At 62.0% G+C, this 26426-nt stretch carries 19 protein-coding genes; 9 read left to right on the forward strand and 10 right to left on the reverse strand.

Features of this window, described 5'->3' with window-relative positions; genetic code table 11:
- Positions 1–46 precede the first annotated feature (46 nt).
- Both DSC91_RS13105 and DSC91_RS13110 read left to right on the forward strand, forming a co-directional pair.
- A complete protein-coding gene (locus tag DSC91_RS13105; RefSeq protein WP_115778787.1) occupies positions 47–1999 on the forward strand; it encodes a sensor histidine kinase in 1953 nt (650 codons plus the stop codon).
- Positions 2000–2161: 162 nt separating this feature from the next.
- Positions 2162–2425, forward strand: coding sequence for a hypothetical protein (locus DSC91_RS13110; protein WP_115778789.1), 264 nt, complete (start codon positions 2162–2164; stop codon positions 2423–2425).
- 148 nt (positions 2426–2573) lie between these two features.
- Here DSC91_RS13110 and DSC91_RS13115 read toward each other — a convergent pair whose 3' ends face one another.
- A complete protein-coding gene (locus tag DSC91_RS13115; protein WP_115778791.1) occupies positions 2574–3674 on the reverse strand; it encodes a threonine aldolase family protein in 1101 nt (366 codons plus the stop codon).
- A 153-nt stretch (positions 3675–3827) separates the two neighbouring features.
- Positions 3828–4643: a helix-turn-helix transcriptional regulator gene (locus DSC91_RS13120; protein ID WP_115778793.1), complete on the reverse strand. Its 816-nt coding sequence runs from the start codon at positions 4641–4643 to the stop codon at positions 3828–3830.
- Positions 4644–4823: 180 nt separating this feature from the next.
- On the opposite strand from DSC91_RS13120, the gene mug reads away from it, so the two are divergent.
- On the forward strand, positions 4824–5342 hold the full coding sequence (gene mug, locus DSC91_RS13125) for a G/U mismatch-specific DNA glycosylase (RefSeq protein ID WP_229758207.1): 519 nt from the start codon (positions 4824–4826) through the stop codon (positions 5340–5342).
- Positions 5343–5428: 86 nt separating this feature from the next.
- Here mug and DSC91_RS13130 read toward each other — a convergent pair whose 3' ends face one another.
- The 5 genes from DSC91_RS13130 to DSC91_RS13150 all read right to left on the reverse strand — a co-directional run bounded on the left by DSC91_RS13130 (position 5429) and on the right by DSC91_RS13150 (position 11708).
- Positions 5429–7471 carry a beta-galactosidase gene (locus tag DSC91_RS13130; RefSeq protein ID WP_244218014.1) on the reverse strand — a complete coding sequence of 681 codons (2043 nt, stop codon included), beginning with the start codon at positions 7469–7471 and terminating at the stop codon, positions 5429–5431.
- Between the two features lie 10 nt (positions 7472–7481).
- A complete protein-coding gene (locus tag DSC91_RS13135; RefSeq protein ID WP_115778799.1) occupies positions 7482–8333 on the reverse strand; it encodes a carbohydrate ABC transporter permease in 852 nt (283 codons plus the stop codon).
- 14 nt (positions 8334–8347) lie between these two features.
- The gene (locus DSC91_RS13140; RefSeq protein ID WP_115778801.1) at positions 8348–9223 is read right to left on the reverse strand and encodes a carbohydrate ABC transporter permease; all 876 of its coding nucleotides are present in this window, start codon (positions 9221–9223) and stop codon (positions 8348–8350) included.
- Between the two features lie 92 nt (positions 9224–9315).
- Positions 9316–10545: an ABC transporter substrate-binding protein gene (locus DSC91_RS13145; protein WP_115778803.1), complete on the reverse strand. Its 1230-nt coding sequence runs from the start codon at positions 10543–10545 to the stop codon at positions 9316–9318.
- A gap of 20 nt (positions 10546–10565) precedes the next feature.
- Positions 10566–11708, reverse strand: coding sequence for an ABC transporter ATP-binding protein (locus tag DSC91_RS13150; protein ID WP_115778806.1), 1143 nt, complete (start codon positions 11706–11708; stop codon positions 10566–10568).
- Positions 11709–11970: 262 nt separating this feature from the next.
- Between DSC91_RS13150 and DSC91_RS13155 the strand changes: the two genes are divergently transcribed.
- Positions 11971–12987 carry a LacI family DNA-binding transcriptional regulator gene (locus DSC91_RS13155; protein ID WP_115779828.1) on the forward strand — a complete coding sequence of 339 codons (1017 nt, stop codon included), beginning with the start codon at positions 11971–11973 and terminating at the stop codon, positions 12985–12987.
- Positions 12988–13026: 39 nt separating this feature from the next.
- On the opposite strand, the gene DSC91_RS13160 is transcribed toward DSC91_RS13155, so the two are convergent.
- Positions 13027–13572 carry an SRPBCC family protein gene (locus DSC91_RS13160; protein ID WP_115778808.1) on the reverse strand — a complete coding sequence of 182 codons (546 nt, stop codon included), beginning with the start codon at positions 13570–13572 and terminating at the stop codon, positions 13027–13029.
- Positions 13573–13647: 75 nt separating this feature from the next.
- On the reverse strand, positions 13648–15879 hold the full coding sequence (locus DSC91_RS13165) for a SulP family inorganic anion transporter (protein ID WP_268238845.1): 2232 nt from the start codon (positions 15877–15879) through the stop codon (positions 13648–13650).
- Between the two features lie 371 nt (positions 15880–16250).
- Between DSC91_RS13165 and DSC91_RS13170 the strand changes: the two genes are divergently transcribed.
- Complete coding sequence (locus tag DSC91_RS13170) at positions 16251–19535, forward strand: adenylate/guanylate cyclase domain-containing protein (RefSeq protein WP_115778812.1); 3285 nt, start codon at positions 16251–16253, stop codon at positions 19533–19535.
- A 160-nt stretch (positions 19536–19695) separates the two neighbouring features.
- Here the strand turns inward: DSC91_RS13170 and DSC91_RS13175 are convergent, their stop codons facing one another.
- A complete protein-coding gene (locus DSC91_RS13175) occupies positions 19696–20580 on the reverse strand; it encodes a LysR family transcriptional regulator (protein WP_115778814.1) in 885 nt (294 codons plus the stop codon).
- A 235-nt stretch (positions 20581–20815) separates the two neighbouring features.
- Here DSC91_RS13175 and DSC91_RS13180 point away from each other — a divergent pair, with 235 nt between their 5' ends.
- From DSC91_RS13180 to DSC91_RS37455, 4 genes are all read left to right on the forward strand, one after another.
- Positions 20816–21925 carry an alkene reductase gene (locus tag DSC91_RS13180; RefSeq protein WP_115779829.1) on the forward strand — a complete coding sequence of 370 codons (1110 nt, stop codon included), beginning with the start codon at positions 20816–20818 and terminating at the stop codon, positions 21923–21925.
- Between the two features lie 12 nt (positions 21926–21937).
- Entirely contained in the window at positions 21938–23158 is a 1221-nt protein-coding gene (locus DSC91_RS13185; RefSeq protein WP_115778816.1) for an MFS transporter, read from the forward strand.
- Positions 23159–23527: 369 nt separating this feature from the next.
- A complete protein-coding gene (locus DSC91_RS13190) occupies positions 23528–25690 on the forward strand; it encodes a TonB-dependent siderophore receptor (protein WP_115778818.1) in 2163 nt (720 codons plus the stop codon).
- A 233-nt stretch (positions 25691–25923) separates the two neighbouring features.
- Entirely contained in the window at positions 25924–26382 is a 459-nt protein-coding gene (locus DSC91_RS37455) for a hypothetical protein (RefSeq protein ID WP_162831387.1), read from the forward strand.
- Positions 26383–26426 lie beyond the last annotated feature (44 nt).

Raw genomic sequence — 26426 nt, forward strand, 5'->3', positions numbered from 1 at the left:
GCCGCACCACTTGCAGCAAACGGAAGCCCGTCGGGAAGGTGACCGCGTGATCCGTCGTCCTGCGCAATTTCTGGCCAATACGGTATTGGTTTTTTCCGTGGCGCTACTGATCGCCGCGGCTGTCTGGTACATCGGAACGGACGGCACGCACACAACCGGCGACGTCGTCCATCTCACGCAGGCCGAATGGCAGAGCACCGATGCGCCGGATTTTGCCGCGCCGCCGACGTCGTTCGACAGCCGCACGCTGCCGGGTTCGTGGCAACACGCAACGCTGCCCACCGCTTTGCCGTCGAACTCACCGGGTACTGCCCATGCAACGCCCGATATCCGTACGACATGGGTCAGGCTACCCGTATCGGGATTGCACGCCGCCGCAGGTCCGTTGGCGCTGTACATCAGCCGCATCAAGACAGACGGCACGATCGCGGTGTATGCGGACGGCCGCCTGGTGCATCGCGCGCAACAGCAAGGTCCACTGTGGAACAGCCTGTTCACGCCGCTGTGGATCACGCTGGATCGCGACGCCGGCGACGCGCCGTTGCGCGAGATCCTGATCCGTATCGAGCACACGCCCGAAAACCGGGTGGCCGTCGCCACGCTGTGGGCAGGGCCCACCGACGCACTGCGAGGCCGCTACTACATGCGCCAATGGTTGCAGCGCGAACTTCCGGCAATGCTCAGCGCGTCGTTCCTCTGCGTCGGCATCTTCGCGCTGTTTGTCTGGTTCAACCGCCGTCAGGAAACCGGCTATCTGATCTTTTTCAACCTCTCAGCCACCTCTTTTGTCGGCCACCTGCACTACTACGCCAGCCTGCCGATCACCAGCGACTGGTTTGCGTGGCTCACGATCAACGCCCTGTTCTGGCTGACGCTGGTCGTGCATTTCTTCCTGTGCACGATGCATGGACGGCCGCTCAGGATACTGACCTGGACCATCGCGAGCGTCACCGTCCTGATTACCGTACTGACGCTGCCCGTGGTTGCCGTATTGCCGGTGCTCCCCAGCACGCCCATCGTCGTGCCGCTGATTTACGCCGTTGCCGTCCTGATGGCGACGATAGTCGGCTTTGTCGGCGTGCTCAGTGCGTGGCGCCGGTCGCGCGAAGCGCGGCTGTTGGCGGCAGGCGTCGGCGTCTGCACGCTGCTGGGCATAACCGACTGGATGATGCACAACAACGTCCTCAGTCCGGAAGGGTGGTTTCTCGGGGCCTACATGAATGCCGTCACGTTCGGCGTCTGCGGGCTGCTCATGGTCCGGCGCTATGTCAACGCCATCAGCGAAGTCGAGCAGAGCAATGCGAACCTTGCGCAGCGCCTGAAAGAGCGCGAAGCCGAACTCGAACTCAGTCACCAGCGGATACGCGAGGCGGAGTTGCTGCAAACAATCAGCGACGAACGCCGCCGCCTGATGCAGGATATGCATGATGGGCTCGGGTCGTCGCTGATCAGTGCGATCCGCTCCGTCGATCGGGGAGGCGCAAGCGATATCGACGTGTCGCACATCCTCAAGAGTTGTCTCGACGACCTCAAGCTGACAATCGATTCAATGGAGCCCGTCGAAGCCGACCTGCTGCTGTTGCTCGCCACCCTGCGATTCCGGCTGGAACCGCGGCTGGAGGGCACGGGCATCACCCTGCTGTGGGAGGTACGGGAGCTGCCCACGCTGGCGTGGCTCGATCCCAGCAGCGCGCTGCATATCCTGCGCATCGTGCAGGAGAGCATTGCCAACGTCCTGCACCACACCCATGCGAGCGAGATCCGGGTCAGCACCGCAGTGGACACGGCGGGCGTACAAGTCATCGTGGAAGACAACGGACAGGGCTTCGATGTCGAAACCGTTTCGGGCGCAACCAAAGGACGCGGTCTGCACAATCAGATGCGCCGTGCCCGGGCTCTCGACGGAACCGTTTCCTGGCACTCGGGCGCGCGGGGCACCCGCTTCACGCTTTGGCTTCCGTTGGAACGCAACGCGCAAGCGGCACAGACAAGCGCGTAACTTGTACTGTTAACTTTTATCAAATAACATGCCGTCCGAGGAAAATCCGTCAACGGCATCGCCGTATTGCCCGTTTAAGGAGAATCGGCGAATCACTCGCCGTGCGTAGTCACTGCGGCGACAGGCCAGGTGCATTGATCGAGTTCTATTTCGGAGTACGGTATGAAATATCCCCTCTTGGCAGCGTTGGTCGCGAGCCTCGGAATTGGCCTATCGGGCGCAGCCAACGCCGTCAACGTGGACATCAATATCGGCACGCCTGCCCCTGTAGTCGTGGCCCCCGTCGTTATTCAACAAGGCTGGCACGGCGACCGGTATTGGGATGGTCACCGCTATTGGGAACGCGAGGAATGGGAGGAACATCACCATCACCACGGCGACCATGACCACTGCCCTCCGGGACACGCCAAAAAGGGCGAATGCTGACAACGTCGCATCGCAGCCAACATGCTGATACGGGCCTCACGGCCCGTTTTCTTTTGTATGAGCAAAAGGCAGCAACGGGCCGCTATCAGTGAAACGCGAGCGGTCGATTTCGGCGCGCAATCCGGATGTTGCACGCCGAAGTCTCCTGCTATCGATTGCCGGATTGATGAGCAACGACGGCGCGCGTCACGTGCGCCAGCAGGTTGTCGACATCCTCAATCGTGGTAGAGAAGGACGTCACGAACCGCACAACGTTTTGTTCCCAACGATCGTGATAGAACCCGAATCCCGCCTGAAGCAGCGCCTGGATCGCCGTGGCGGGCAATCGACAAAAGACGATGTTGGCCTCGGTCGCGCCGAGCACCTCGACGCCGCCCAATCCCCCCAATCCCGCGAGTCCCCGGCTTAGGCGCTGCGCGGCGTCGTTGGCCTGGCGTGCGTTGCGCAACCAGAGATCGTCGCTCAAGTACGCGTCGATCTGTGCCGAAAGAAAGCGCATCTTCGAGAACAGATGGCCCGCACGCTTGCGGCGGTAGCCCATTTCGGGTGCAAGCGATGCATCGAACAGCACGATCGCTTCCGCTGCGAACACACCGTTCTTGGTCGCGCCGAACGACAAGGCATCGACCCCGGCCTTCCATGTCATCTCCGCAGGAGAACAACCGAGGGATACGAGCGCATTGGCGAATCGCGAACCGTCCATATGAAGCTTGATGGAGGACGCCTTGCAGACCTCCGCCAGCGCTCCGATCTCGTCCAGTGTGTACACGCCGCCCTCTTCCGTCGCCTGAGTGATGCTCGCGCACGACGGCTGCGTGGAATGTACGTCGCCCACCTTCACGCGAGCCGCGCTCCGAAGACTTGCGGGGCTCATCCTGGCAAATTGCCCATCCACGGCGACCAGCTTCGCGCCATTCGTGAAGGACGCGGGGGCACCACATTCGTCGTTGTTGATATGGCTCGCCGGATGGCAATAGATGTTGCCCCAAGGCGGCGTCATCGCGCTCAGGCATAGCGCGTTGGCGGCGGTGCCGGTCGGCACGAGAAACACGTCGACCTCGCGCTCGAAGATTTCGCTCAGTTTGCGTTCGACGCGAGCAGTAAGGTCGTCCGCTCCGTACGGGCTCGCTTGCCCGGCGCTGCTCGCCGCAATGGCTTCAACGACCTCTGGCGACGCGCCCGCGATGTTATCGCTCGTAAAACCCAGAGCCGGCGCCCTCGCACCCTGTGGCCGATCACTACTGTCCATTCTCGTATCCTCAACTCGACGGGTGGAGAACTTCCCCCCTGATTGGCGCATCGTATGTCGAGTGAGGGCGGCGGACTTGTAAAAAATTGATCGATCGTCAAGCTGCGGCGCGAGGTGGCGCCGAACCTCGTGCTTTGCCGGCGATTGCGCGGCTCACGCCCTGTAGCACGACGGCGCGACGCCGTATGCCTGCCGGAAAGCGCGATTGAAGTGGCTTTGATCGTAGAAACCCACTTCCTGCGCGACTGTCGCGATCGCCTGCGAGCTTCGCGACAAAAGCGCACAAGCCCGCTCGAGACGAAGACGGAGCAACCACGCGTGGGGCGTCATCCCGATGGTCTGCTTGAATTGCTTGAGGAACTGGAACCTGCCGAGTGAGCACAAGGCGGCCAGTTCGTCGAGCGTGATCTTGTCGCTGAGATGACTGAAGCAGTAGTCTTTGACGCGTTGCCATTGAATGCGCGAAAGCGAGCCTTGTACCGTTTCAGGCACGATCGCCCGCGATTGGCTCAACAGGCGTTCGAGCAACGTGAGCCATTCCGTCTGCATCTCAACACTGCTTGGGGTGTCGCATCGCCGCATCGCATCGTGCAGACGAAGAAGATGGCCCGCGAGCAACGGGTCCTCAAGCAAGGCCCCGGCGAATTCCGGCTCCCGATGAAGGCCGCCGATCTCCTCCGCCACGCTTGCCATGAGTTCCTGCGAAAGACGGAATGTCTTGAGCGTGGATTGGCTGCCGTCCACCGTAATTCCATCGTGAATCTCGCCAGGCGGCATCAGAACGATGGACCCGGGTCCATGCAGAACCGTCTTTCCGTTGACCCGCTGACGCTGAACCCCGTCCGTGACCAGCCCAACGTGTAAATCGAGGTGGAAATGGCGGTCGAAACTGAAATCCGCAAAGCGTGCGGTACTCAGCACCAGGCCGGGTATCTCGGACACTTGCCGGAATTGGACATTCTCAGTCATTGAACAGGGAGCGATGGCACGTGTTGGCGGATGTCGGCAAAGTATAACGCTGCCCATTCCGGCTTGAATCGGGGCACGTTTGACCCGAAATCGACGCGCCTGGGACTTGTCCGCCGTGGCGGCGTGGCTCAAACTACGGCGCTTGTGGGAGAGCCCTCCCGATCAAGGCTTACACCATCCGTGACGCACTCCGATCCACTCCAATGCCTTCCTGACCTTCTTGAACCGGGTTTATCGGTGGTGTTTTGCGGAATAAATCCGGGCGCCCTTGCAGCATCCACCGGACACCACTTTGCCGGCCGGGGCAATCGGTTCTGGCGGACCCTTCATCTGGCGGGTTTTACGCCTGAGCAGATTTCTCCCGAGGACGATCGCACGCTCCTGCAGTACGGTTGTGGCCTGACAACCGTGGTCTCGCGTCCTACCGCACGAGCGGATGAACTATCGCAATGGGAGTTCAAGGCGGCTGCGGCGGAATTCGAGCAGAAGATTGAACGATATGCGCCGCAATGCGTTGCCTTCCTCGGGAAGACGGCGCTCTCCGCGATGTCGGGCACGCGCGAGATCCACTGGGGCCTGCAACCGGCGACGTTCGGCGGCGCCCGCGCATGGGTGTTGCCCAACCCCAGCGGCCTCAACCGGACATTCAGCCTCGACGCACTAGTGACTGCCTACCGGGAACTACGTCTCGCAGAATAGCAACCCGCCAACCAGCAACAATATCGACACGGCGAAGGTAAATAGCTTCGTCATGTTTTGTCCCGGCTGTATCGGCGAATGGCCTCTCACTCAAGCAGCAACACCTCAACACCCATTGGCTCCAGGACGAACGGTTGCGCAATTGAATGACCAGTAAGTGCGCTACGGGCATCCGCCACCGGAAGTTGGACCTCGTTCGCGTTGTTCGTGAGGTTAAGCACGAACAACAGACGTTTCCCATTGCCGGATCGAACCGACAGTTCCACGCCTGCCGGCAGATTGTTGAAGACGGCAAGATCAAGGTCCGCTGCGATGTCCCCAATCAACGTCCGATAACCGTGATCATCCAATACGCTGCCGATGTAGTAGGCCGTGCCTCGTCCATACGCGTTCCGTGTGATGGCGGCGCGCTGAGCGAAGAAATCCGTTGAGTAGACCGCGATCGTTTCGGCCGTCGTGGGGGACAGAATGTCACACCATTGCGAACAGGTCGTGTCTAACTTCCCATGCAATATCAGACCCTGTCGATCGTTCCCCACCGGGTCATACTCGTCGACAACCGCCCCCACTACATCGGTCAGAGCACCGGGCAACGACGTAGGCAGGCAGACATTGTTCATGTTCTTCACGCCGCTACGCGTAGTGAAAATCACGGTCCCGCCCTGGGCGACGTAATTGCGCAGCTTCTCCACCACCGCCTCATTTTCGAGGAACAGGAACGGCGCGACGACCAGACGATAGCGGTCAATATCGGAGGTCCAGTTGATCACGTCAGTACCGATGCCCAGCCGGAGAAAGGCCCGGTGGAGTTGCTTGAAGTTAGCCAGGTAATCGAATCCGTCCGCTTGCGGCTGAATCTTCAGTGCGTTCAATTGTTCGTGCGAAAACAGCATGGCGACGTCATTGATCACGCTTGTGCCATCCAGCAACGGAGATAGCCGCCGTACTTCTTCACTGAAGCGGACAAACTCCTCGAAGCGGCGTCCCGGCTTGCCATGGTGGTCGTGCAGTCCGTGCCAGAACTGTTCCGCGCCGATGCGTGCGGTGCGCCAGCGAAACTGCACGATGGTGTCCGCACCACGCGCCACGCTCTGCCACGCGTGGGCGCGAATCATGCCGGGATACGGCATGCGCGACATCGGATGCCAGCAGCCGGGCGTGCCGCTCAGTTGCTCCATGACCCAGAAGTTCTTCTGCTTGATGCCGCGCGTGAGGTCGAGCGTCAGCGCGCCATGATAGACCCGCGCCTTGCTGTCATTCGCGAGGTCGGTGCTCGGGTAGTAGTCCACCGAGGCGAAGTCCATGCTGTCGAACAGATCGTAGTAGTCGTTGACGACCGGATAGCCCCACAGATTGTGCGTAATGAACTGTCCGCTGCAGTTTTCCCGAATGAGCCGGGCCTGAAAGCGATTGAAATCGGCGACGGAATCCGAACAGAAGCGGTGATAGTCGAGCAGATAGGACGGGTTCAGATAAGGCGATCCGCCAAGCGGCGTCGTAATCTGGGACCAGTCGCTATATTCGCCGCTCCACACCACCGTGCCCCATTCGCGATTGAGCGTGTCGAGATCGCCGTATTTGCGCTGCACCCAAAGCCGGAAATCGCTATTGGCCGCGTCGCTGTGACTGTCATTGCCGATCATCTCGTTGTCGGTCTGCCAGCCAATCACGTGAGGGTTCCTGCCATAGTGCCGGGTCAGCTTTTCCACGATGATTTGCGTGTAGCGCCGCAACGATGGACTGTTATAGCAACGATGCAGGCGCACACCGGGGTACATCGGCTGCCGCTTGCTGTCCAACGGCAGGATGTCGGGACACTTGGCGACGAGCCAGTTCGGCGGCGTTGCCGTCGGCGTGCCGATCACCACCTGAATGCCATATCGTCCCAGGGTGTCGATCGCCGCATCGAGCCATGCGAAGTCGAACTCTCCTTCCTTGGGTTCGAGACGGGACCAGGCGAATTCCGCAAGGCGAACCAGCGTGATGCCCCCGCCCTGCATGCGCTGCGCATCTTCTTCCCAGATAGTCGAGTCCCAATGCTCGGGGTAATAGTCGACGCCGACCTTCATAAGGGTTTCCTCAGTGGTGAGAATGGGTGTCTGGCGCAATGCGTCAGACCGAAACGGCATAAACCGGTCTTCAGCCCTTGGTGGCCCCGAACGTCAGACCGGCCACGAAGTGCCTTTGCATGGCAAAGAAAATCAGTACCGACGGCAATGCCGCGAGCAGCGAGCCGGCGGAGACGAGGTTCCACGCAGTCGTCCACTGCCCCTGCAACGCGGCGACGCCGACGGTCAGCGGCGCCGCGTGATCGCCTTGCGTGAGACAGAGTGCCCAGAAGTAGTCGTTCCACACGAATGTGAAGACGAGGACGGCGAGGGCTGCGAGTGCGGGACGTATCAGCGGCAACACGATTCTGTAAAAGAGCTGCCATTCGCTCGCGCCTTCCACGCGCGCCGCTTCGACGAGTTCGTAGGGCAACTCCTTGATGAAATTGCGCAGGAAAAGCGTGCAGAAGCCGGTCTGAAACGACAGGTGAAACAGGATCAGTCCGCCTACCGAGTTGAATAGACCGAGCTTCAAAGTCAGGTCGCGAACCGGAATCATCAGCACCTGGATCGGTACGAAGTTGCCGGCCACAAAGGTCGCGAGCACCGCTGCATTGCCCTTGAACGGATACGTGGCGAGTGCGAAGCCCGCCATGGCGGACAGCACGATTGCTCCGATGACCGAAGGGAACGTGATGAGACAGCTGTTCCACGCATAGTGCAGCATCGGCGAGTCGACCAGAACGGTTCGATAGTTTGTCAGTGCTGCAAATTGATGCGGCCAGCCCCAATAGTTGCCCTGCAATAATTCATCCGATGAGCGAATGGACGTGACCAGCACGGCAAGCAGGGGCAACAGCCACACAGCCAGGGCAATGGGCAGAGAAACCTTGTAAAACGTGCGATTGGCTGGTTTCCAATGGGCGATCGGTAACGGATACATGGACGCTCCGTGAATCAGTGGTCGGTACGCAACAGGCGGCGCAATTGGTAAGCGATGAAAACCAGCATGATCAGGAACAGCACGACCGCGATCGCCGCTGAATAGCCGTAACGGAAATACTTGATCGCCTGGTCGTACATGAAGTACGCGAGCACGGTTGAGCTGTCGAACGGTCCACCGCCGGTCATCACGGAGATCAGATCGAAGCTGCGCAGCGCACCGATAATGGTCAGCGTGACCGCCATGAACGTGGCCGGCCGCAGTTGCGGCAGCACCACGTGCCACAGCAGGCTCCAGCCGCGCGCGCCCTCCAGGCGCCCTGCTTCGATCACCTCGGGATTGATGCCCGTCAGGCCGGTGAGAAAGAGAATCATGCAGAACGGAATCTGCACCCAGAGCGCGGCAGCGATGATGCCGAAGGTGGCCATGTGCTCGTTGCCGAGTACGGGAATGCCGTGCCCCACGAGCACCTTCAGCAGACCGAAGGCGGGATCGTAGAACCAGCTGAACACCAGCCCCACCACGACGCCTGGAATCACAAAAGGCGCAAAAAACAGCGATTTTGCAAGACGAATGCCGCGCATCGCCTGATTCAGGTAGAGCGCAAAGGCGAGCCCGGCCGGCGGCGCGAGCAAGGTCAACGCGAGCCACAGCAGATTGTTCCCGAGTGCGGTGTAGAAGGTATCCGAGTGAAATAGCTCGCGATAATTGGCGAGCCCCACAAAGCTGCTCGGTCCCACACCGTCCCAGTTATAAAAGCTAAGCAGCACGCTGCGCACGATCGGATAGATGACGTACGCCGTGAACATCAGGCATGCGGGCGCCAGAAACAGCAGCGCGGCGCGGCGGCGGCGCCGCGCGAGCGGAGACGCAACGTTGGATGCAGACATGATTCGACTCGATAAAGCGCGCGTCGAGCGCGCACTCGGTGAAAGCGTATCGCCGCAGCGGAGGCGCAGACCGCATCCGCTGCGCAGGCTCATTACTTGTAGATGCGCGTACGCGTCTCTTCGAGATGCGCGAGTACCTGATCGAGCGTCGACGGATCGCTGATGAAGCGCTGCATGCCCTTCATACCCTCGTCGGCCATTTCCTTGGTCATGTCCCGATCGTAGAACTGCGCAATGCCGCCTTTCGTGTTGGACAGAATGTTGAATCCCGTCTTCGTGAACGGATCGTCGGACACGGTCGCCTGGTTGTTCGCCGGCAACGACCCGAACGCTTTGGCCCATCGCCCGTCCATTTCCGGCTTGGACATGAAGGCCAGAAAGCGGCGCGCATCGACCTTGTTCTTCGCCTTGACGGGAATGTTCAGGCAGTCCGCCGAGCCGTCCTCCGCCACCTGAATCTTGGGGTCCATGAGCGGAAACTGAAAATAACCGACCTTCGGCTTGACGGTGTCGGGCAATGCGCCGGCGATGAAGCTACCCATCAGCATCATGGCGGCCTGGCCCTGTATCAGCAGAGGCTGAGACGAATCGAGCGTGTACGCGAGCGGGTTGTCGACAAAGTACTTGTTGTCGATCAGGACTTTCCAGGCTTCATACACTTTCTTGACACGCGCATCGGTATAGGGCACCTTGCCGTTCATCAATTGCATGTGGAACGCGTAGCCGTTCAGGCGCAGATCGATATAGTCGAACCAGGCGGCGAGCGTCCACGAGTCGCGGCCGCCCACTGCGATGGGCGCAATCCCTGCGGCTTTGAGCTTCTTGCAGGCGTCGAGGAATTCGTCCCACGTCCTGGGTTCGCCTTTGATGCCGACCTTGTCGAATAGATCCTTGCGGTAGAACATCCCCCACGAAAAGTAGTCGGTCGGCAACGCGTACTGCTTGCTTCCATATGACGAGGGCTCTTTCAGGGAAGCAAGGCTGGCGTTCCAGCCGTTCTTCTGCCAGTCGCCGGACAGGTCTTCCAGCAGACCGCGTTCGACGTAATAGCGCATCCGTTCGCCCTCGTGCCACTTGACGATATCGGGTGCCTCCGAAATCAGCCAGCCGGGAAGCTGAACCTTGTATGCCTCCTCCTCGATAAACGCCGCCTTCACATTGACATCGGGATTTGCCTTCTCGAATTCGGCAATCGCCGTGTCCCAGAAGGCACGCTGATTCGCGCCCTTGAACGCAATGTTGACCGTCAGCGTGCCGGCGTGAACCTGCGCGGCAAAGACCAGCGCCGCGCCGAGTAGCGACAGGCGGAAACCCTGTTTCATTTTCGTCTCCTTGAATCTTGTTATGCAGCACAAACAGCGAGGCCATCCTGGTTGAAGAGGTGGCATGACGCGGGGTCGATGGCGAGGCGGACCGTTTCGCCGACGCGGACCGGCGTATTGCCCTGGACCTTGACGAGCAGCGTCGCGCCGTCCGGGTCGTTGCAATGCAGATAGCTTTGCTCGCCAAGCCGCTCGATCAGCGAGACCGGGCGCGTCAGGTGCGCGGCACTCGTCTTCTCCGGACTTGCCGGTTCTGTGTGGGTCACGGACACGTGTTCGGGACGCACGCCCAGCGTCACGGGCTGGCCTGGCTCCAGCCGCCTCGCGACGCTACCGACACGGACGGGTTCCTGAGAACTGTTGAGGATGACGGTGACACTCGAGCCATCGACGTGGCTCACACTGGCAGGCAGGAAATTCATCTGCGGCGAACCAATGAACCCGGCCACGAAGCGGCTGTTCGGCCGCAAATACAAATCCATCGGCGTGCCGATCTGCGCGATGCTGCCCGACCCGGCTGCGTCGCGGCTGACGTTGAGCAGTACGATCTTGTCGGCGAGCGTCATCGCTTCGACCTGGTCGTGCGTCACGTACACCATGCTTGCCGTGCTGAAGCGGCGATGAATCCGCGCGATTTCCACGCGCGTCTGGCCGCGCAAGGTCGCGTCCAGGTTCGAGAGAGGTTCATCGAACAGAAACACGCCCGGCTCGCGGACAATCGCGCGTCCAATCGCCACGCGCTGGCGTTGCCCACCCGACAAGGCTGCCGGCTTGCGATCGAGCAGCGGCTCGAGCTGGAGAATCCTTGCCGCCTCTCTGACTTTGCGATCCACCTCGGATGCCGGCAATTTCGCGAGTTTCAGACCAAAACTCATGTTCTCCGCGACCGTCATGTGCGGAAACAGCGCGTAGCTCTGAAACACCATCGCGACGCCCCGCCTGGCGGGCGGCACCGTGTTGACCACCCGGCTGCCGATCGAAATTTCACCGGCACTCGGGTCTTCGAGACCGGCGATGATGCGCAGAAGAGTCGATTTTCCGCAGCCGGACGGCCCCAGGAACACGCAAAACTCGTCTTCGGCAATGTCGAGATTGACATCGCGAAGCACCGGCGGGTTTCCGTCGAACTCCTTCGAGATGCCTCGCAAGGATATGGCAGCCATCACGTCTCCAGATTTTGGTTTAACGTTAAACCAAGCTTGCCGAAAAATACGGCCAGCGGCCGTTCGGGAGGTCAGTCAACGTCTATATGTGACGGAAAGTTAGCAGCGGCCGGTTCGCTTGGCAAGTACTTTTTTCGGTGCCGGATAGCTCAACGGTTTCCCGCGTACGTTGGTAACATCGGGGGCTGTGACGATATGGACGCGCATGTAAGCGACAACATAGGAAGAGGCTGGAGAAAGAATGTCCAAGCGAGAAGGGCTGATGGCAACGATCAAGGAGGTGGCTGCGCTGGCAGGCGTCACGCCAACCACCGTATCGAACGTACTCCGGGGCCGTGGGCGCGTTGGAACGGAAACACGGGAACGCGTGCTCGAAGCGGTCGCCGCGAAAGGTTATCGCCCGAATCTGAACGCTCGCGCGCTTGTGGAGCGTCGGGCACCAACGCTGGCTTTGATGCTGGGCTGCATCACCAATCCGTTTTATCCGGAATTCACCTTGCAGGCTAACAACGCCGCACGTCGTCATGGGCGCTTTCTTTTGGTTTGCAATACTGATTATGAGCCCGATGGCGGAACAGGATTTCTGGCGGACGTCGCTGGGTCGCTGTCGGATGGGATCCTCGTGGCGAATAACGGCGATCTTCACATCGACGAGCTAACTGCAATTCAGGCCGCGGGCACACCCGTCGTCATTTCCATCTGGGAATCTCCCGATATCTCTCCGGGTATCCCTTGTGTGGCGTTCGATTCCCATAAGGCCGGCTTCATTGCGACGGAGCATTTGCTTGACCTGGGACACCACCGTATCGGCGCTCTGATCGGGAGTGCAAAAAATGGCATTCATGGCGGGCGATATCGGGGGTTCCACGACGCGCTTCGATCGAGGAAGGTCAAACATATTCAGGCTGACGCGCGGTTTGTGACCGACTCATATCAAGGCGGTTTCGACGCTGCCGTAGACCTGCTTAAGGCGCGCCCAGACCTGACAGCGCTGTTCGTATCCAATGATCTGCCGGCGCTCGGCGCGCTCAACGCCGCGGCCACGCTCGGCCTGCGTGTTCCTGAGGATATTTCGATCGTCAGCATCACCAACATCGAATTGGCCAGTCAGTCGCGGCCTGCTTTGACTACGGTTGCCATTCCTACTGCCGAGATGGCGGAGCAGAGTATCGACCTACTCATTAAGCTCGGTGCCGGCGAGATGGATGTTCCGGCAATGATTCGCACTGCGGACCCGGTACTGGTCAGGCGCGCCTCGACGGCACCCGTGAAGAAGTGAATCACAAGCGTGGCCATACAGCCACGCCCCTTGCTTCCGCTAATTTTGCGTCACAGTCTCCAGAACGTTCTTCAGCCGCAACACGGCCTGGTCGGACTCGTCCTGAATTCGCGCGCGCAAAACAAGCCAATTGAGTATCGCAAACCACAACGACGGCGCGCGATACGTAAACACACGCTCGAAATGTGTGCCGCTCGCGGTCGATGTCAGTGAATAGGTGACGGCGCCAGCCGGGTTGCCAGCAATTTTTCCCTCGATCGTCCATTTGCGTGGAGGCTCCCGCGCAGTGACTGTCCACACTACGCTGCCTCGTCGGCCCGCCACCCGAAATTGCTCGGTGACCTGTTCGCCCAGATCAAGCGGGTGGTCGACGGCGCCATTGACCGCGAGCGACGATGGATGCCAGACGGGCCAGTGAGCCGGTGTCGTGACATAGTCGAACACGATTTCCGGAGGGCGTTGAATCAACGCAACCGTAGAGACGCGCGTGTCGATCAGAACCCGCTGAGGCAATGGCACAAAGAGCAACGCGATGGTCACGAGCACGGCCAATATCGCCGTCAGATACCGAGTACGTTTCTTCATAGCGATTGCCTCTATACACTCGGAACACCTGAAGATTCCCTTTCGACGGTCAACCCCAATGACAAGGCATGCCAATCAATGAGCCGCGCGCAAGGCCTCGTCCGCGATGGCCAGCCGAGACGCCATGACCTTGACGACAAAACGATGAACCTGCTGCGCCGTCACGGGATCATCGTCCTCGAGTGCATGCAACGACTCGAGCGTCAAACGCCGGATCCGCACGGGACCTTCTGCGAGTACATCCGCGCTACGCGGCTGCCGTGTGTAGAGCGCCATTTCGCCGACGATCGTACCAGGCCCGAACGAGCGGAGCCTGAGGGTTCGCCCATTCGCAAGCGGCAGCATAACGGCGACACGTCCGCTCTCGACAAAGTACATGGCGTCCGCCAGGTCGCCGTGACGGAACACCGCCTGCCCCGCGCCAAGCTCGCACACGTCGAGCAGAGTCAATAGCCTTTCGAGCCCGTCGGGCGTGAAATGCGGCGCGAGCATTGCACGAAAGTCCTCCTGGGCGCCAGGCAGGATGCGTGCGTCCGACTCGAGAAGCGCGTTTTCAATCCACTCCAGACCGGCATCCAGCGTGGGGAACTCGCGAATCCGAAGATTCAGCACGCCGGTCTTCACAAGCAGTTCACGCGAGCGTGTTGGCAGCCCCGTCAACACCAGCTCCGCATCGATCGTCGCGCATAGTTGCCTGAGCTTGACGAAGCTGACCGATACCGACGCGTCCATGCCATTGGTCGCAGCGAAGTCGAGCACGACGAAGCGGACGGATATCGGTCCACGCCTCGCCAGCCGTTCGCGCACACGCTGCAAGATCGAATTGGCCGTGCCGAAAAAGAGGAAACCCTGCAAGCACGTTCCGCACACCTGCGCACCGAGTGCATGAAGCCGTTCGGTAGCCTCAATGCTGCGCTCCACGTTCGACGTGCGCGTGCTGCCGTCGAACTCCATGCGAACGCAACTGACCCGGCCGTACAGCAGCGCGAACATCACACATGCGGCGATGACCCCGGCCACCACACCCGCAACCACGCCGTAAAAGGCAATGGCGCCGAGGATCAGCGGCACGAGGAGATACTCATGCCAGTTGAGCTTGCTATACGCGCCGACCAGCCACTGGATCAACAGCCGAAGTCCCATGAAGAGCTGCAACCCGACCAGCACCGGCACCGGGAACAGCGCAGCCACGTCCGGCGAAACGGCCAGCACGAACAGGCACGCGAGCGAGGCGAACACCCCCGCCATACGGCTTGTCGCGCCGGCGCGCGCGTTGAGCATCGACCGGTTGAACGATTGGTAACCGACCATCCCGCCTAGCATCCCGCTCGCGATGTTGGCGATGCCGGCCGCCCGCATCTCACGGTTCAGATCGATGTCTTCGCCCGTGGCCGCGCCAATCGCTGTCGAATTCATCAGAATCGTGATCGCCGAAATCGAGGTGACGACGAGCGTCTCCGGCAAGTGCGCAACGATTGCCGACCAGTCGACGCTCCCGCGCGCCGGCAATGCCGGCAGATGCAGCTCGGGAATCCGCAAGGGGTGCAGCGCCACGCGCGGAAGCATGAGGCCGGTATGACGGGCGTCGTCGATCGACACGCCTGCGGCAGGCAGCAGCACATAGAACAGCGCGACGCCGAGTCCCAGGATGATCGGCAGCGCGGCAACGTGGTTCCAGGTGCGCGACAGGAGTGTGGCTGACGCGCACACCAGCGCGGCGGGTATCCACATGAGCCAGTTCACGTGAAGCACGAGGGCCAATGTGTGCCAGCTCAAAGGCTCGCCGGTCACGACCCGGAACGCGCCGGCCAGCAGGAGATAGCCCGTACCGGCAAGGAAGCCGCCCACCACCGGATAAGGAAGGAATTGCAGGGAGCGGCTGCGTTTCGAAGAACCGACCGCATACAGAATGACGCCTGTCACCACCGAACACAGCGCGATGGCGATCAGCACGGTAAACAAGACGGTTTGCGCAGTTCCGCCGTCAGCCCGCACGCTGCTCGCGACCCCGGCCGCCACACCGGCAAGAAACGCTGTCGCGTTGCCGTCGGGTCCGGCGATATTCATGCGCATGGAGCTCGTCAGGGCAATCACCAGCGCTGTCACGACGCAACTAATGAAGGCCGTGGCCATGCCAAGCCCGGCATAACGGGCAAGGTCCGCGCTGAAGATCATGGTGCCCAGGCTGATGGCGTAGCAGAGCATGACCAGGGTCGACACCATGCCGGCCGTCAGGTCTCCGAACAGGCCCGTGATGCGCGGCCCGGGGCGGGCGTCGGGCGAAGAACCTGTCGTAGCTGGCTTCACAGTGCTCCCCCGTGAGAGCGGATGGAATCTTGCTTGGGCCGAGCCCGATTCGCTAAGCAGTATCCGTCGCCGTCGCGACCCGTGTCAAACGCGCTGCGGCATGCCGACATGCCACTGGGTGAAGCCGCATTCACCTCGTCGCGCATGCCCGGTATCCGATTCCTTCGAGCTGGACGTACACTGTATGTTCGTCAGGAAGCCCAGAACGCCGGGGTCGTTGCGCAGTCACTGCCGGACAACAGGTTATGAGTCGATTTGTATGACTTGTTGGTGCAACGCGGCCCGGTTCACGCATACGGTTCGATAGCCGGCGCGGCAACCCGCTGCGACGCCCGTACGCGCATTTGAACACTTCGGATCAGGCGGCGGCGATGGATATCGATCAGTGGCTGCATGCATTGGGGCTTGAGCAATACGCGCCCGCATTCGCCCGGAACGACATCGATTTCACGATGCTGGCACAGCTCGACGACGCGGACCTGAAAGAACTCGGCATCCTCTCGCTCGGCCACCGCAAGCGCCTGCTGGCATCCATTGCCGATCAACGGGGCGCCGCATCGCGTACAGCCTCCCCTGCCGTGAATGCCCCCGCCAGCGAGCGCCGGCAAGTCACCATTCTGTTTGCCGATCTATGTGGTTTTACCGCGCTATCGCAGACGCTCGATCCGGAAGAGTTACGCGAGCTCACCGGCCGCTACACAGCGCTCGTCGATCGGATCGTCCTCGGTTACGGCGGCACGATCGACAAACACATCGGCGATGCGGTGATGGCCATCTTCGGAGCGCCGCGTGCGCACGACACTGATCCGCTGCGCGCGGCGCGGGCGGCATTGGAGATTCATGAGGCACTTACCGGACTGGGCGAACCCGCGTCACCTCCGTTGAGGGCGCATGTGGGCATTGCCAGCGGCGAGGTGGTCGCGGGGCCGCTCGAACGCGCGGACGTTCAGGACTACACGGTGCTTGGCGACTCCGTGAACCTCGCCGCCCGCCTGGTTGCCGCGGCCGGCCCAGGTGAGACGCTGCTCTCGGAGAAAGTCCATCGCGCGCTCGGTGACAGCGTGATGAGCGAAGCCGTCGGCGAGATGCGCTTCAAGGGCATCGACTCGCCGGTACGCGTGTGGCGTCTACACGGTCTCGCCCTTGAACCCGCCACCGTCAGCCGCGGTGTTTTTGTCGGTCGCAAAGCGGAGTTCGAGCAGTTCAAGGGCCTTGCCCGCGCGTGCCTCGAGCAGCGGGCCGGTCACGTCGTCTACGTCCGCGGTGAGGCAGGCATCGGCAAGACACGGCTTGTCGACGAGATGCGCCGGTTCGTCGAAATGCTGGGCTTTTCCAGCCACCGCGGCCTCGTGCTGGATTTCGGCGTGGGCAAAGGCCAGGCCCCAATCCGCACCATTGTCGGCAGCCTGCTGGGCCTGTCGTCTACGGCCGGCCCGGATGAGCGGCGCGCCGCCGCCGGACGAGTGGTCGCATCCGGAGCCGTCAGCCGCGAGCAGCTCATGTTTCTTCACGACATCCTCGACCTCACGCAAACCGGCGAGTGGCGCACGCTTTACGACGCAATGGACAATACCGCGCGCACGCGCGGCAAGCGCGCGGTTGCGGCAGCAATCGCGGAGGATGTCTGCCGCCACACGCCAACCATGATTATCGTGGAGGACCTTCATTGGGCCGACCCGCAGGTGCTCGGATACCTGGCCGCCTTCGCTGCGGCTATCGCGAACGGTCCCGGCCTGCTTGTGATGACGTCGCGGGTGGACGGCGATCCGCTCGACGCGGGATGGCGGGCAAGTTGCCACGGCACGTCCTTCGCCACGATCGATCTTGGCCCGCTGCGCAGCGACGAAGCATTGAAGCTTGCCGGCAGTTTTATCGATGCGACCCAGCGCGTCGCGCTCGCCTGTATCGAACGAGCCGGCGGCAACCCGCTGTTCCTCGAGCAACTCCTGCACAACGCCGAGGAAGGTAGCGACGAGGCGGTCCCCGCGACAATCCAGAGCCTCGTGCTGGCTCGCATGGACAGACTGTCGGCGCGAGACCGCGAGGCGTTCCAGGCTGCCGCGGTAATCGGACAGCGCTTTGGCCTCGCCTTGCTGCGGCGGCTGATCGATGCACCGGATTACGTCTGTCACGGGCTTGTCGCCAACGCGCTTGTCGTGCCCGAGGGCGAAGACTTCCTGTTTGCCCACGCACTCATTCAGGAGAGCGCCTACTCGACGCTGCTGCGAGCACGCCGGCGCGAGTTGCACCGCCTGGCGGCCGACTGGTTTGCAGCAACCGACCCTGTACTGCGCGCCCAGCATCTCGATCGCGCCGAGGACGAGCGGGCGCCGCAGGCCTACCTCGACGCCGCGATCGCGCAACGCGCGGCCTACTTCACCGAGGCCGCGTTCAGACTGGTCGACCGAGGTCTGCAGATCGTGCAAAGCGACACGGAACGCCACGCGCTCATCTGTCTCAAGGGCGAGCTCCAACGAGATCTCGGCGACATCGCTGCGTCGATTGCGACATACCGCGCGGCCCTGGCCGCCGCACCTGACGAAGCGAGTCTCTGTCAGTCCCAGCTTGGACTCGCCGAAGGTCTGCGAGTCAACGAAGGTCTCGTGGAAGCCCTGTCGCTGCTCGACGCGGCACAGCAAGTGGCGCAACGTCTGGACAAGGTGCCCGAACTCGCGCGCCTGCATCACCTGCGCGGCAACATTCTCTTTCCGCTTGGCAGGATTGACGATTGCCGTACCGAGCATGAGCGTGGACTCGTCCACGCGCGGCGCCTCGAATTGCCCGAAGCGGAGGCTCGCGCGCTCGGCGGCCTCGCGGATGCTGCCTATGCGCAAGGGCGAATGCGCACCGCTTTCGAGCACTTCAGCCGATGCGTGACGTTGAGTCGCGAACACGGTTTCGGCCGCATCGAGGTCGCCAATCGTTCGATGGTCGGCTTCAGCAGAATCTACCTCAACGATGCACGCGCCGCGCGCGAAGACCTGAGCGCCGCCGCGCACGCCGCCGCGCTGGTCGGCCAACCGCGTGCGCAGATGCTGTGCGAAACGTTGGGCGTGTTTGTCTGCTACGAATTGGGCGACATGCAGGCTGCTCTCACCCATCTCGAGCGCGAGATGCTGATCATCCGTCAACTGGGCGCACGCCGCTTCGAGGCACAGAATCTGGAAATGCGCGCGCGAGTGCTGCTCGTCGGCGGACAGCGGCGAGAAGCCGCCGACTTGCTGCGCGAAGCGCTAGCGATTTGCCGCGAAGTGGGCACGCAGTTCAGCGCACCGAAGGCCATCGGCGTGTTAAGCCGCGCCGTCGAGGACGACGGCGAACGCGCGCGTCTACTCGCCGAAGGCGTCGACATGCTGCATTGCGGCGCGGTCGGCCACAATCATTTGTGGTTCTACCGCGACGCCATTGAAGCGATGTTGTCCGCCGGCGACGCCGCAAGCGCCTTGCGCTATGCCACCGCCCTCGAAAACTATACGCGCGTGGAACCGCTGCCTTGGGCCGAGCTGTTTGTGACACGCGGACGCGCACTCGCTCGCGCGCAGCAAGACCCCTCACAAGACGAAACGCAGCACGAACTCGAGCGTGTGCGCGCAGCGCTCGTGGAGGCGGGCTTCAACGTCTACCTGCCCGCGGTGGAGACCGCGCTGGCCGCGTAGCAACCTGGGGACCGTATGCACCGGCCGCCTTTTCGTCGCCGCGTGAAGCCCCCTTCCCATAGATCGGCAACAGCCTGACGCCTAAAGGCAGGTCAAGAACTCACAGCATCTCCAATGCCGGATGCGCCTGACGGAGCAAGGCCAACACGCCCGAGCCGGTCTAGATTTGCAGATTCCGGCTGACGTAGTCGATGAAGACACGCAGCTTCGGCGACGCGTAACGGCTTGACGGCCACAAGACCCAGAAGGTGACGGTCTGGTCGATGAAATCGCCGAGCACGATCTGCAACGCACCGCTCGCCAATGCATCCCGCACGAGGAAGGTCGGCAGAAAAGCAAGACCCTTGTCCTGAAGCGCCAGAAAGCCCAACACTTCAATCGTGTTGCTGACAAAGGTCTGCGGCAACTCCGGTTCCGCCTCCGACGCAGCGAGCTGAAACGGCCAGCGCTCCAGCTTGCCGCTGGCGGGAAATTTATGCAGTAGGCAGGCATGCTTAACGAGTTCCGACGGATGCCTGGGTACGCCGTGCCGTTTGAGATAACCGGGCGAAGCGACCAGCACCTGGCCGCAGGAACCGAGGCGCCGCGATACCAGCCTCGAATCGTGCTGCTCGCCGGTGCGGATGACCGCATCGAAGCCTTCTTCGATGACATCCACCATGCGGTCGGAGAGATCGACATCGAGTTCGATGTCCGGGTACTGCGTCATGAAGCCGTCGAGCGCCGGCATGATCAGCCCGGACAGTTGCGGCGTGCTGATTCGCAGCCTGCCGCGCGGACTTCCGGCGGCATCGGACAACTCGGCCTCCGCCGCTTCGACTTCGCCGAGGATGCGCCGGCATCGTTCCAGGAACAACGCCCCTTCGGCCGTCAGCGTGATGCTGCGCGTGCTGCGGTGAAAAAGCCGCACGCCCAGCCGTTCCTCGGTGCGCGCAATGCTTTTGCCGACCGCTGACGACGATACGCCGAGCAGACGTCCCGCCTCGGTAAAGCTGCGGGTTTCCGCCACCTGAACAAACATCGACATCCCGCTGAGGCTGTCCATTGCCGTGTCCCAAGATGATTCAAATATCAACAGGCACCTGCCCCGCAACCCGTGCAGCGTTCGACACCCAGCCGCATCTCACCCGGCGGCGAACGACTCGATTGCGGACTAAATTGTCCTGGATATTCGGAACCTTAGCCTATTTTTCTTACGCAGGTCCGTCCATACACTCCTCCTCAAGGCTGAAAGCCCGCTGTTGATCGAACGTCACCAGCCGCTCAATCTCGAGGAAATCATGTCCAGACTTCATTCCGCAATCAAAGTCGGTCCTTACGAATTCGCCCACCGCGTGGTGCTGGCGCCGCTCACCCGCATGCGCGCCGAAGAAGGTGCCAAACCCGGTTCGTTGATGGCCGAGTACTATGCCCAGCGCACGTCGGAGGGCGGCTTCCTGATCGGCGAAGCCACCATCGCCGCACCCAACGGCAACGGCTACCTCGGTGCACCCGGCCTCTACGACGATAGCCAGATTGCGGGCTGGAAGCAGGTGACGAACGCCGTGCACGCCAAAGGCGGCCGCATCTTCCTGCAGCTGTATCACGCTGGGCGCCAGTCCAACAGGCAGCTGCAGCCGGGCGGCGTCCAGCCGGTGGCGCCGTCCGCCGTGCCGCATGGCGGCGTCGCTTACACCGAAGCGGGCTGGACTCCGAACACGCCGAGCCGCGCGCTGACCATCCCCGAGATCGCCGATCTGGTCGAAAGCTTCCGGACGGCCGCAATTCGCGGCAAGAAGGCCGGCTTCGACGGCGTCGAATTGCACGCCGCCAACGGCTACCTGTTCGATCAATTTCTGCAGGACGGCAGCAACAAACGCACCGACATCTATGGCGGTTCGTTCGAAAACCGTGCCCGCTTGCTGATGGAAGCCACCCAGGCTGTCATCTCGGTCTGGGGCAGCGACCGCGTGGCCGTGCGCCTCGGTCCGAGCGGCAGTTTTGGCGATATGTCCGATAGCAATCCCGAAGGTCTCTTCGCATACGTGGCGGCGGAACTCGCCAAACTGAACCTGGCCTACCTGCACCTGATCGAGCCGCGTGTGCAGGGCAACGTCGACGACGACAGCAAGGATCCGAACCCGGTCGCCGCGCAACTGATCCGCAAGCACTACAAGGGCATCATCATCGCCGCCGGCGGGTTCAAGGCCGATACCGCCGAAGCCGTCCTCCAGGCAGGCGACGCCGATCTGGTCGCATTCGGCCGCGACTTCATCGCCAACCCGGATCTGCCCGAACGTCTGCGCCTTGAGTTGCCGCTGAATCCGTACGACCGCCCCACTTTCTTCGGCGGCACCGATGTCGGCTATACCGACTATCCGTTCTATAGCAACGAGACGGTCGCAGCGTAAGCGGAGCACACGATGAACGCCACCACCCAACCTTCTTCTCTCGCACCGCTCTACTGGCTCGCACTGGGGACATTCGCCGTCGGCACCGAGAGCTTCATGATTGCCGGCCTGCTGCCCGACATTGCCAGGGATCTGCGTACCAGCATTGTTGCCACGGGACAGCTAGTCACGGTGTTTGCCTTAGCCTACGCACTCAGCTCGCCAATCCTGACGGCCCTGACTGGCGCGTTCCATCGACGCACGCTGATGATCCTGTCGCTCTCCGCCTTCACGGCGGCGAACATCATTGCCTGGGCCGCGCAGAACTATTGGGAATTGATGGCGGCCCGTATCCTGCTCGCGGCGGCGGCAGGTCTGTATGTGCCCGGCGCCAACGCGCTGGCCGGCGCCATCGCCGGTCCCGAACGGCGCGGTACGGCGCTCGCCATCGTCAACGGCGGCATCACGATCGCGGTTGCCTTCGGCGTGCCGTTGGGCGCGCTGGTCGGGGACCGGCTCGGCTGGCGCATGACCTTTGCAGGCGTCGCCGCCCTGTCCGCCGCGGCCACGGCAGGCTTGCTGCTCGGCCTGCCACGCAACATCGGCGCGGGATTGCCGGTTGCCACACTGCGCGAGCGTATCCATGTCGCGCGCCAGCCAGTCATCCTGATGACCTTGCTCGTCACCACGCTTTGGGCCATGGGCGCCTACACGATCTATACGTACCTCGCGCTGTTCGTTGCCAGGACCACGCCGTTGCATGGCGCACAAATCGGCTATGTGCTGTTCACCTGGGGCGTCGCGGCAGCCATTGGCGTGTTCATCGGCGGCAAGGCAGTGGACCGCCTCGGTCCAAGCCGCGTGATCATTCCCTGCCTGAGCGTGTCGATCCTGGCGTTCTCGCTCATGTCGGCAAGCGCGCACTGGTTGCCGACGACGTTGGCGCTGGTCCCCATCCTGATCGGTGTAGTGGGCTGGGGCGTTGCGCACTGGTCCTTCTACCCCGCGCAGCAAGCAGGGCTGATCCACCTCGCCGGGTTGCGAGGCACGCCCATTGCCCTGTCGCTGAACGCTTCGTTCATGTATCTCGGCTTTTCGCTCGGCGCCGCGCTCGGGTCCCTGATCTTGAGTTTCACCTCGGTGGACAACCTGGGCTGGACCGCCGCCGCGTGCGAAGTCGCGGCGCTGATCCTGACAGCAAGCATCGGCAGGCATCTGCTTCGGGGGCAAAAAGGGGCCGTGGCGGCCGCGTGAGCCATCGCTACTGAGCGGCGGGCGGCGCTGGTGCCGGTGTGGGGGCCGGACAGCGCCGGCGTGCGGTTGCCTTCAGGCGGACAGTGGGGTTCATCTTGTGCCCAGCCTGGAAACCGGCCCCACGTGCACAGACGAAACGTGTGCTCTCAAGGTAGACCCATCACGTAGCGAGCGTCTCGACTGAGCCTCCTAGCCATCGGTCGACAATTCGATCTGAACGGCAATGCGAGCACAGCGTCTTATTTTTTGATCGTTATTGATAACGATTCCCATTTACATTAACATGCCGATCTCTTTCATAACCCTTCGTTTACCGCTACAACCACCTTTCTGCGCTCTCGCAGGGGTCGGCAAGCGGTCTCCTGACACATGCGTTTTCTGCGAACTTCCGCGCTCCCGGGGCGTCACCGCCGTTTCGGCTTCGGCCTGCACCTGGCCTTCCTGATGTACGCAGCGTCGACGCATTCCGCCGTCGGTGCCTCGGCCGACATCAGCAGCGATTCGTCGGCCACAGAGAAAGAGTTGCCGGCGGTTTCCGTGCGCGCCGCGCCGACCGTCGAACCGACGGTGGGTTATCGCCCGCTCACCAGCGAAATATCCGGCGGCGGCGAGCGGAAAATCAGCGAGATTCCACAGTCCGTCGCGGTAGTCAGTTCGAGCGTGATGCAGGATCAGCAGGCGCAGAGCCTCGACGATGTCCTCGGCAACGTCAGCGGCATCACTCAGACCAACACGCTCGGCGGAACACGCGATGCATTCATCAAGCGCGGCTTCGGCTCGAACAACGACGGCTCGATCCTGGTCGACGGCATCCGTTCGCCGATCCTGCACAACTATCTGGCAACGATCGATCGTGTCGAAGTATTGAAGGGGCCGGCTTCGCTGCTGTACGGAATTCAGGAGCCGGGTGGCGTGATCAACCTGATCACGCGCAAACCGGAGGACGAACTACACGGCTCGGTCTCGGCGACCTACACCAGCCACCGCGGCAGCGGAACCAGCTTCGACCTCACCGGCCCGATCGGGCAACCGGGTCAGGTGGCCGGAGGAACGCTGGCCTTCCGGCTGACCGGCGAATACAACACGGCGCGTTACTGGCGCAGCTTCGGAAGGCAGCGCGACGCGCTAATCGCGCCGTCACTGTCGTGGCACGACGCCAACACCTCGGTCGATCTGAGCTACCAGTACGTCGACTACACAACGCCCTTCGACCGTGGGACAGTCCTCGTGAACGGCCATCTGAACGACGCGTTGCGCTACACCCGTTACGAAGAAGCATGGGCGCAGAGTTCCGGCGAGCAGGAAACGCTCCGGGCCAAGATCGAGCACCGGTTCTCCGATCAGTGGCGCATGCGGGCCACCTACGGCTGGAGCCGCGACCGCTACAATCAATATCTGACTCGTGCGACCGCGTTCAACAGCAAGACAGGCATCATGAGCCGCACATCGGATGCGAACCTTGGCCGCAACGATTCCGATGAGATCGCCACGGTCGGCGCGCTCGGCGATCTGAACCTCGCGGGCATGCGCCACGAAGTCTATGTGGGCGGCGAATACGAACGCCAGCGCTCCTTCCGCGGCGATACGATCCGCGGCAAGGCCGTGTCCGGGTTCGACCTGTACGACCCGGTCTACGGGAAGCTCGCGGCGGGCGGCACGCCGAGCGCGTCGCAAAGCGACAGCCTGTCGAAAGTCCATACGTACTCGCTGATTACGCAGGACACGGTCCACCTGACCGACCGCCTGATCGCCTCCGCCGGCGTGCGCTGGGAAAACTGGCAGCAACTGTCCGGCGTCGGGCGCCCCTTCGTCGTCGCCGATCACTCGCACGGACAAGTGTGGCTGCCGCAGTTCGGGCTGGTGTACAGGCTCACCCCCGCGTTGTCCGCCTATGCGAATTTCAGCAAGTCGTTCGTGCCGAACGTCGCCACGGAGGTCAGCGAGCCCCTCGCGCCCGAGCGCGGCCGGGTCTACGAGGCCGGGTTGAAGTTCGAAGCAAAACCCGGCATTACAGGCACGCTCGCGATCTATCAGATCGACAAGCAAAATGTCGCGGTCACCGTCGGCGATACGACGTCGACGATCGGCAGCGCGCGTTCACGCGGGATCGAACTCGATGTCGCCGGTCAGCTGACACGGCATATCAGCATGATTGCGAGTTATGCCTACACGGATGCCATCGACCGCGAAGACGGCACGCGTCTCGCGAATGCGGCGCGCCATACCGGCAGCGTGTTCGCCGTGTACGACACGATGCTGCCCTATCTGCCGGGGCAATGGCGTTTCGGCGGCGGTGCGCGGCTGGTCGGAAAGCGGCCCGGCGATACGGCAAACAGCTTCACGCTGCCGGGCTACGTCGTCGCCGATCTGTTCGCCGCCTACGAAACGAAGATAGGCAGGATTCCGACGCGCGTGCAACTCAACGTGAAGAACGTCTTCGACAAGACGTACTACCCGTCGAGCAACAGCAATCTGATCATTGCGGTCGGCGAGGCGCGGCTGGTGATGCTCAATACCACGTTCTCGTTCTGATGAACCCGGATAGACGGCGAATGGCTTCTGCCGCCTTTGGCGTGGTCATTCGTGTTTGACGCTCACCTGGCGAGATGTGGCTGAACGCGGTCGGCCGTCGAAATATTCCGCGCGACGAAAACGTCACCGGGAGCGCGAGTGCGTGTAAATTCGAATCCAGTGGTTTCCGACCCGCCACTGGTCTTCGAATCGGTCGTCATCGGCGTTGGTCTTATGGACTTACAGGAGCCGGTATGAGCACGAAGCACAACAAAAAAGAACATCTTGAAGCCGCGGCGTCACATCACGAGCAGGCCGCGCGATATCACCGCGGTGCGTCGCGGCATTTCGAGTCGGGGAAAGACTATGCCCACGCCGCACACCAGGCAATGATGGCGCATGGCCACACCTTGCAAGCGATCGATCAGGCACACGACGCCGGCGCGCACAGCGCCAACACGCCGCCGGTTACACCTGCGTCGACCGGCGCCGGCGCTGACAACACAAACGCGGCAAAACATCACGCGATGGCGGCTGAGCTTCACGATCAGGCGGCGCAGCATATGCGCCACGCGGTGAAGCTCTTCGATCAGGACCGCAGCGCTGTCGCCCACGACGCACAGCTAGCGCTCTCCCTTGCATTGCGCGCTTTGTCCCACGGCAACGAAGCCGCCAGGCTATTCGTGAAGCTCGCTCCCGCGGAAACTTCGTGAGTGATGTCGACTGTCTCGGCAGCGGCACCGGCACCGACCCGCGG

This window comes from Paraburkholderia caffeinilytica (genome assembly GCF_003368325.1).
Classification (GTDB): Bacteria; Pseudomonadota; Gammaproteobacteria; order Burkholderiales; family Burkholderiaceae; genus Paraburkholderia; species Paraburkholderia caffeinilytica.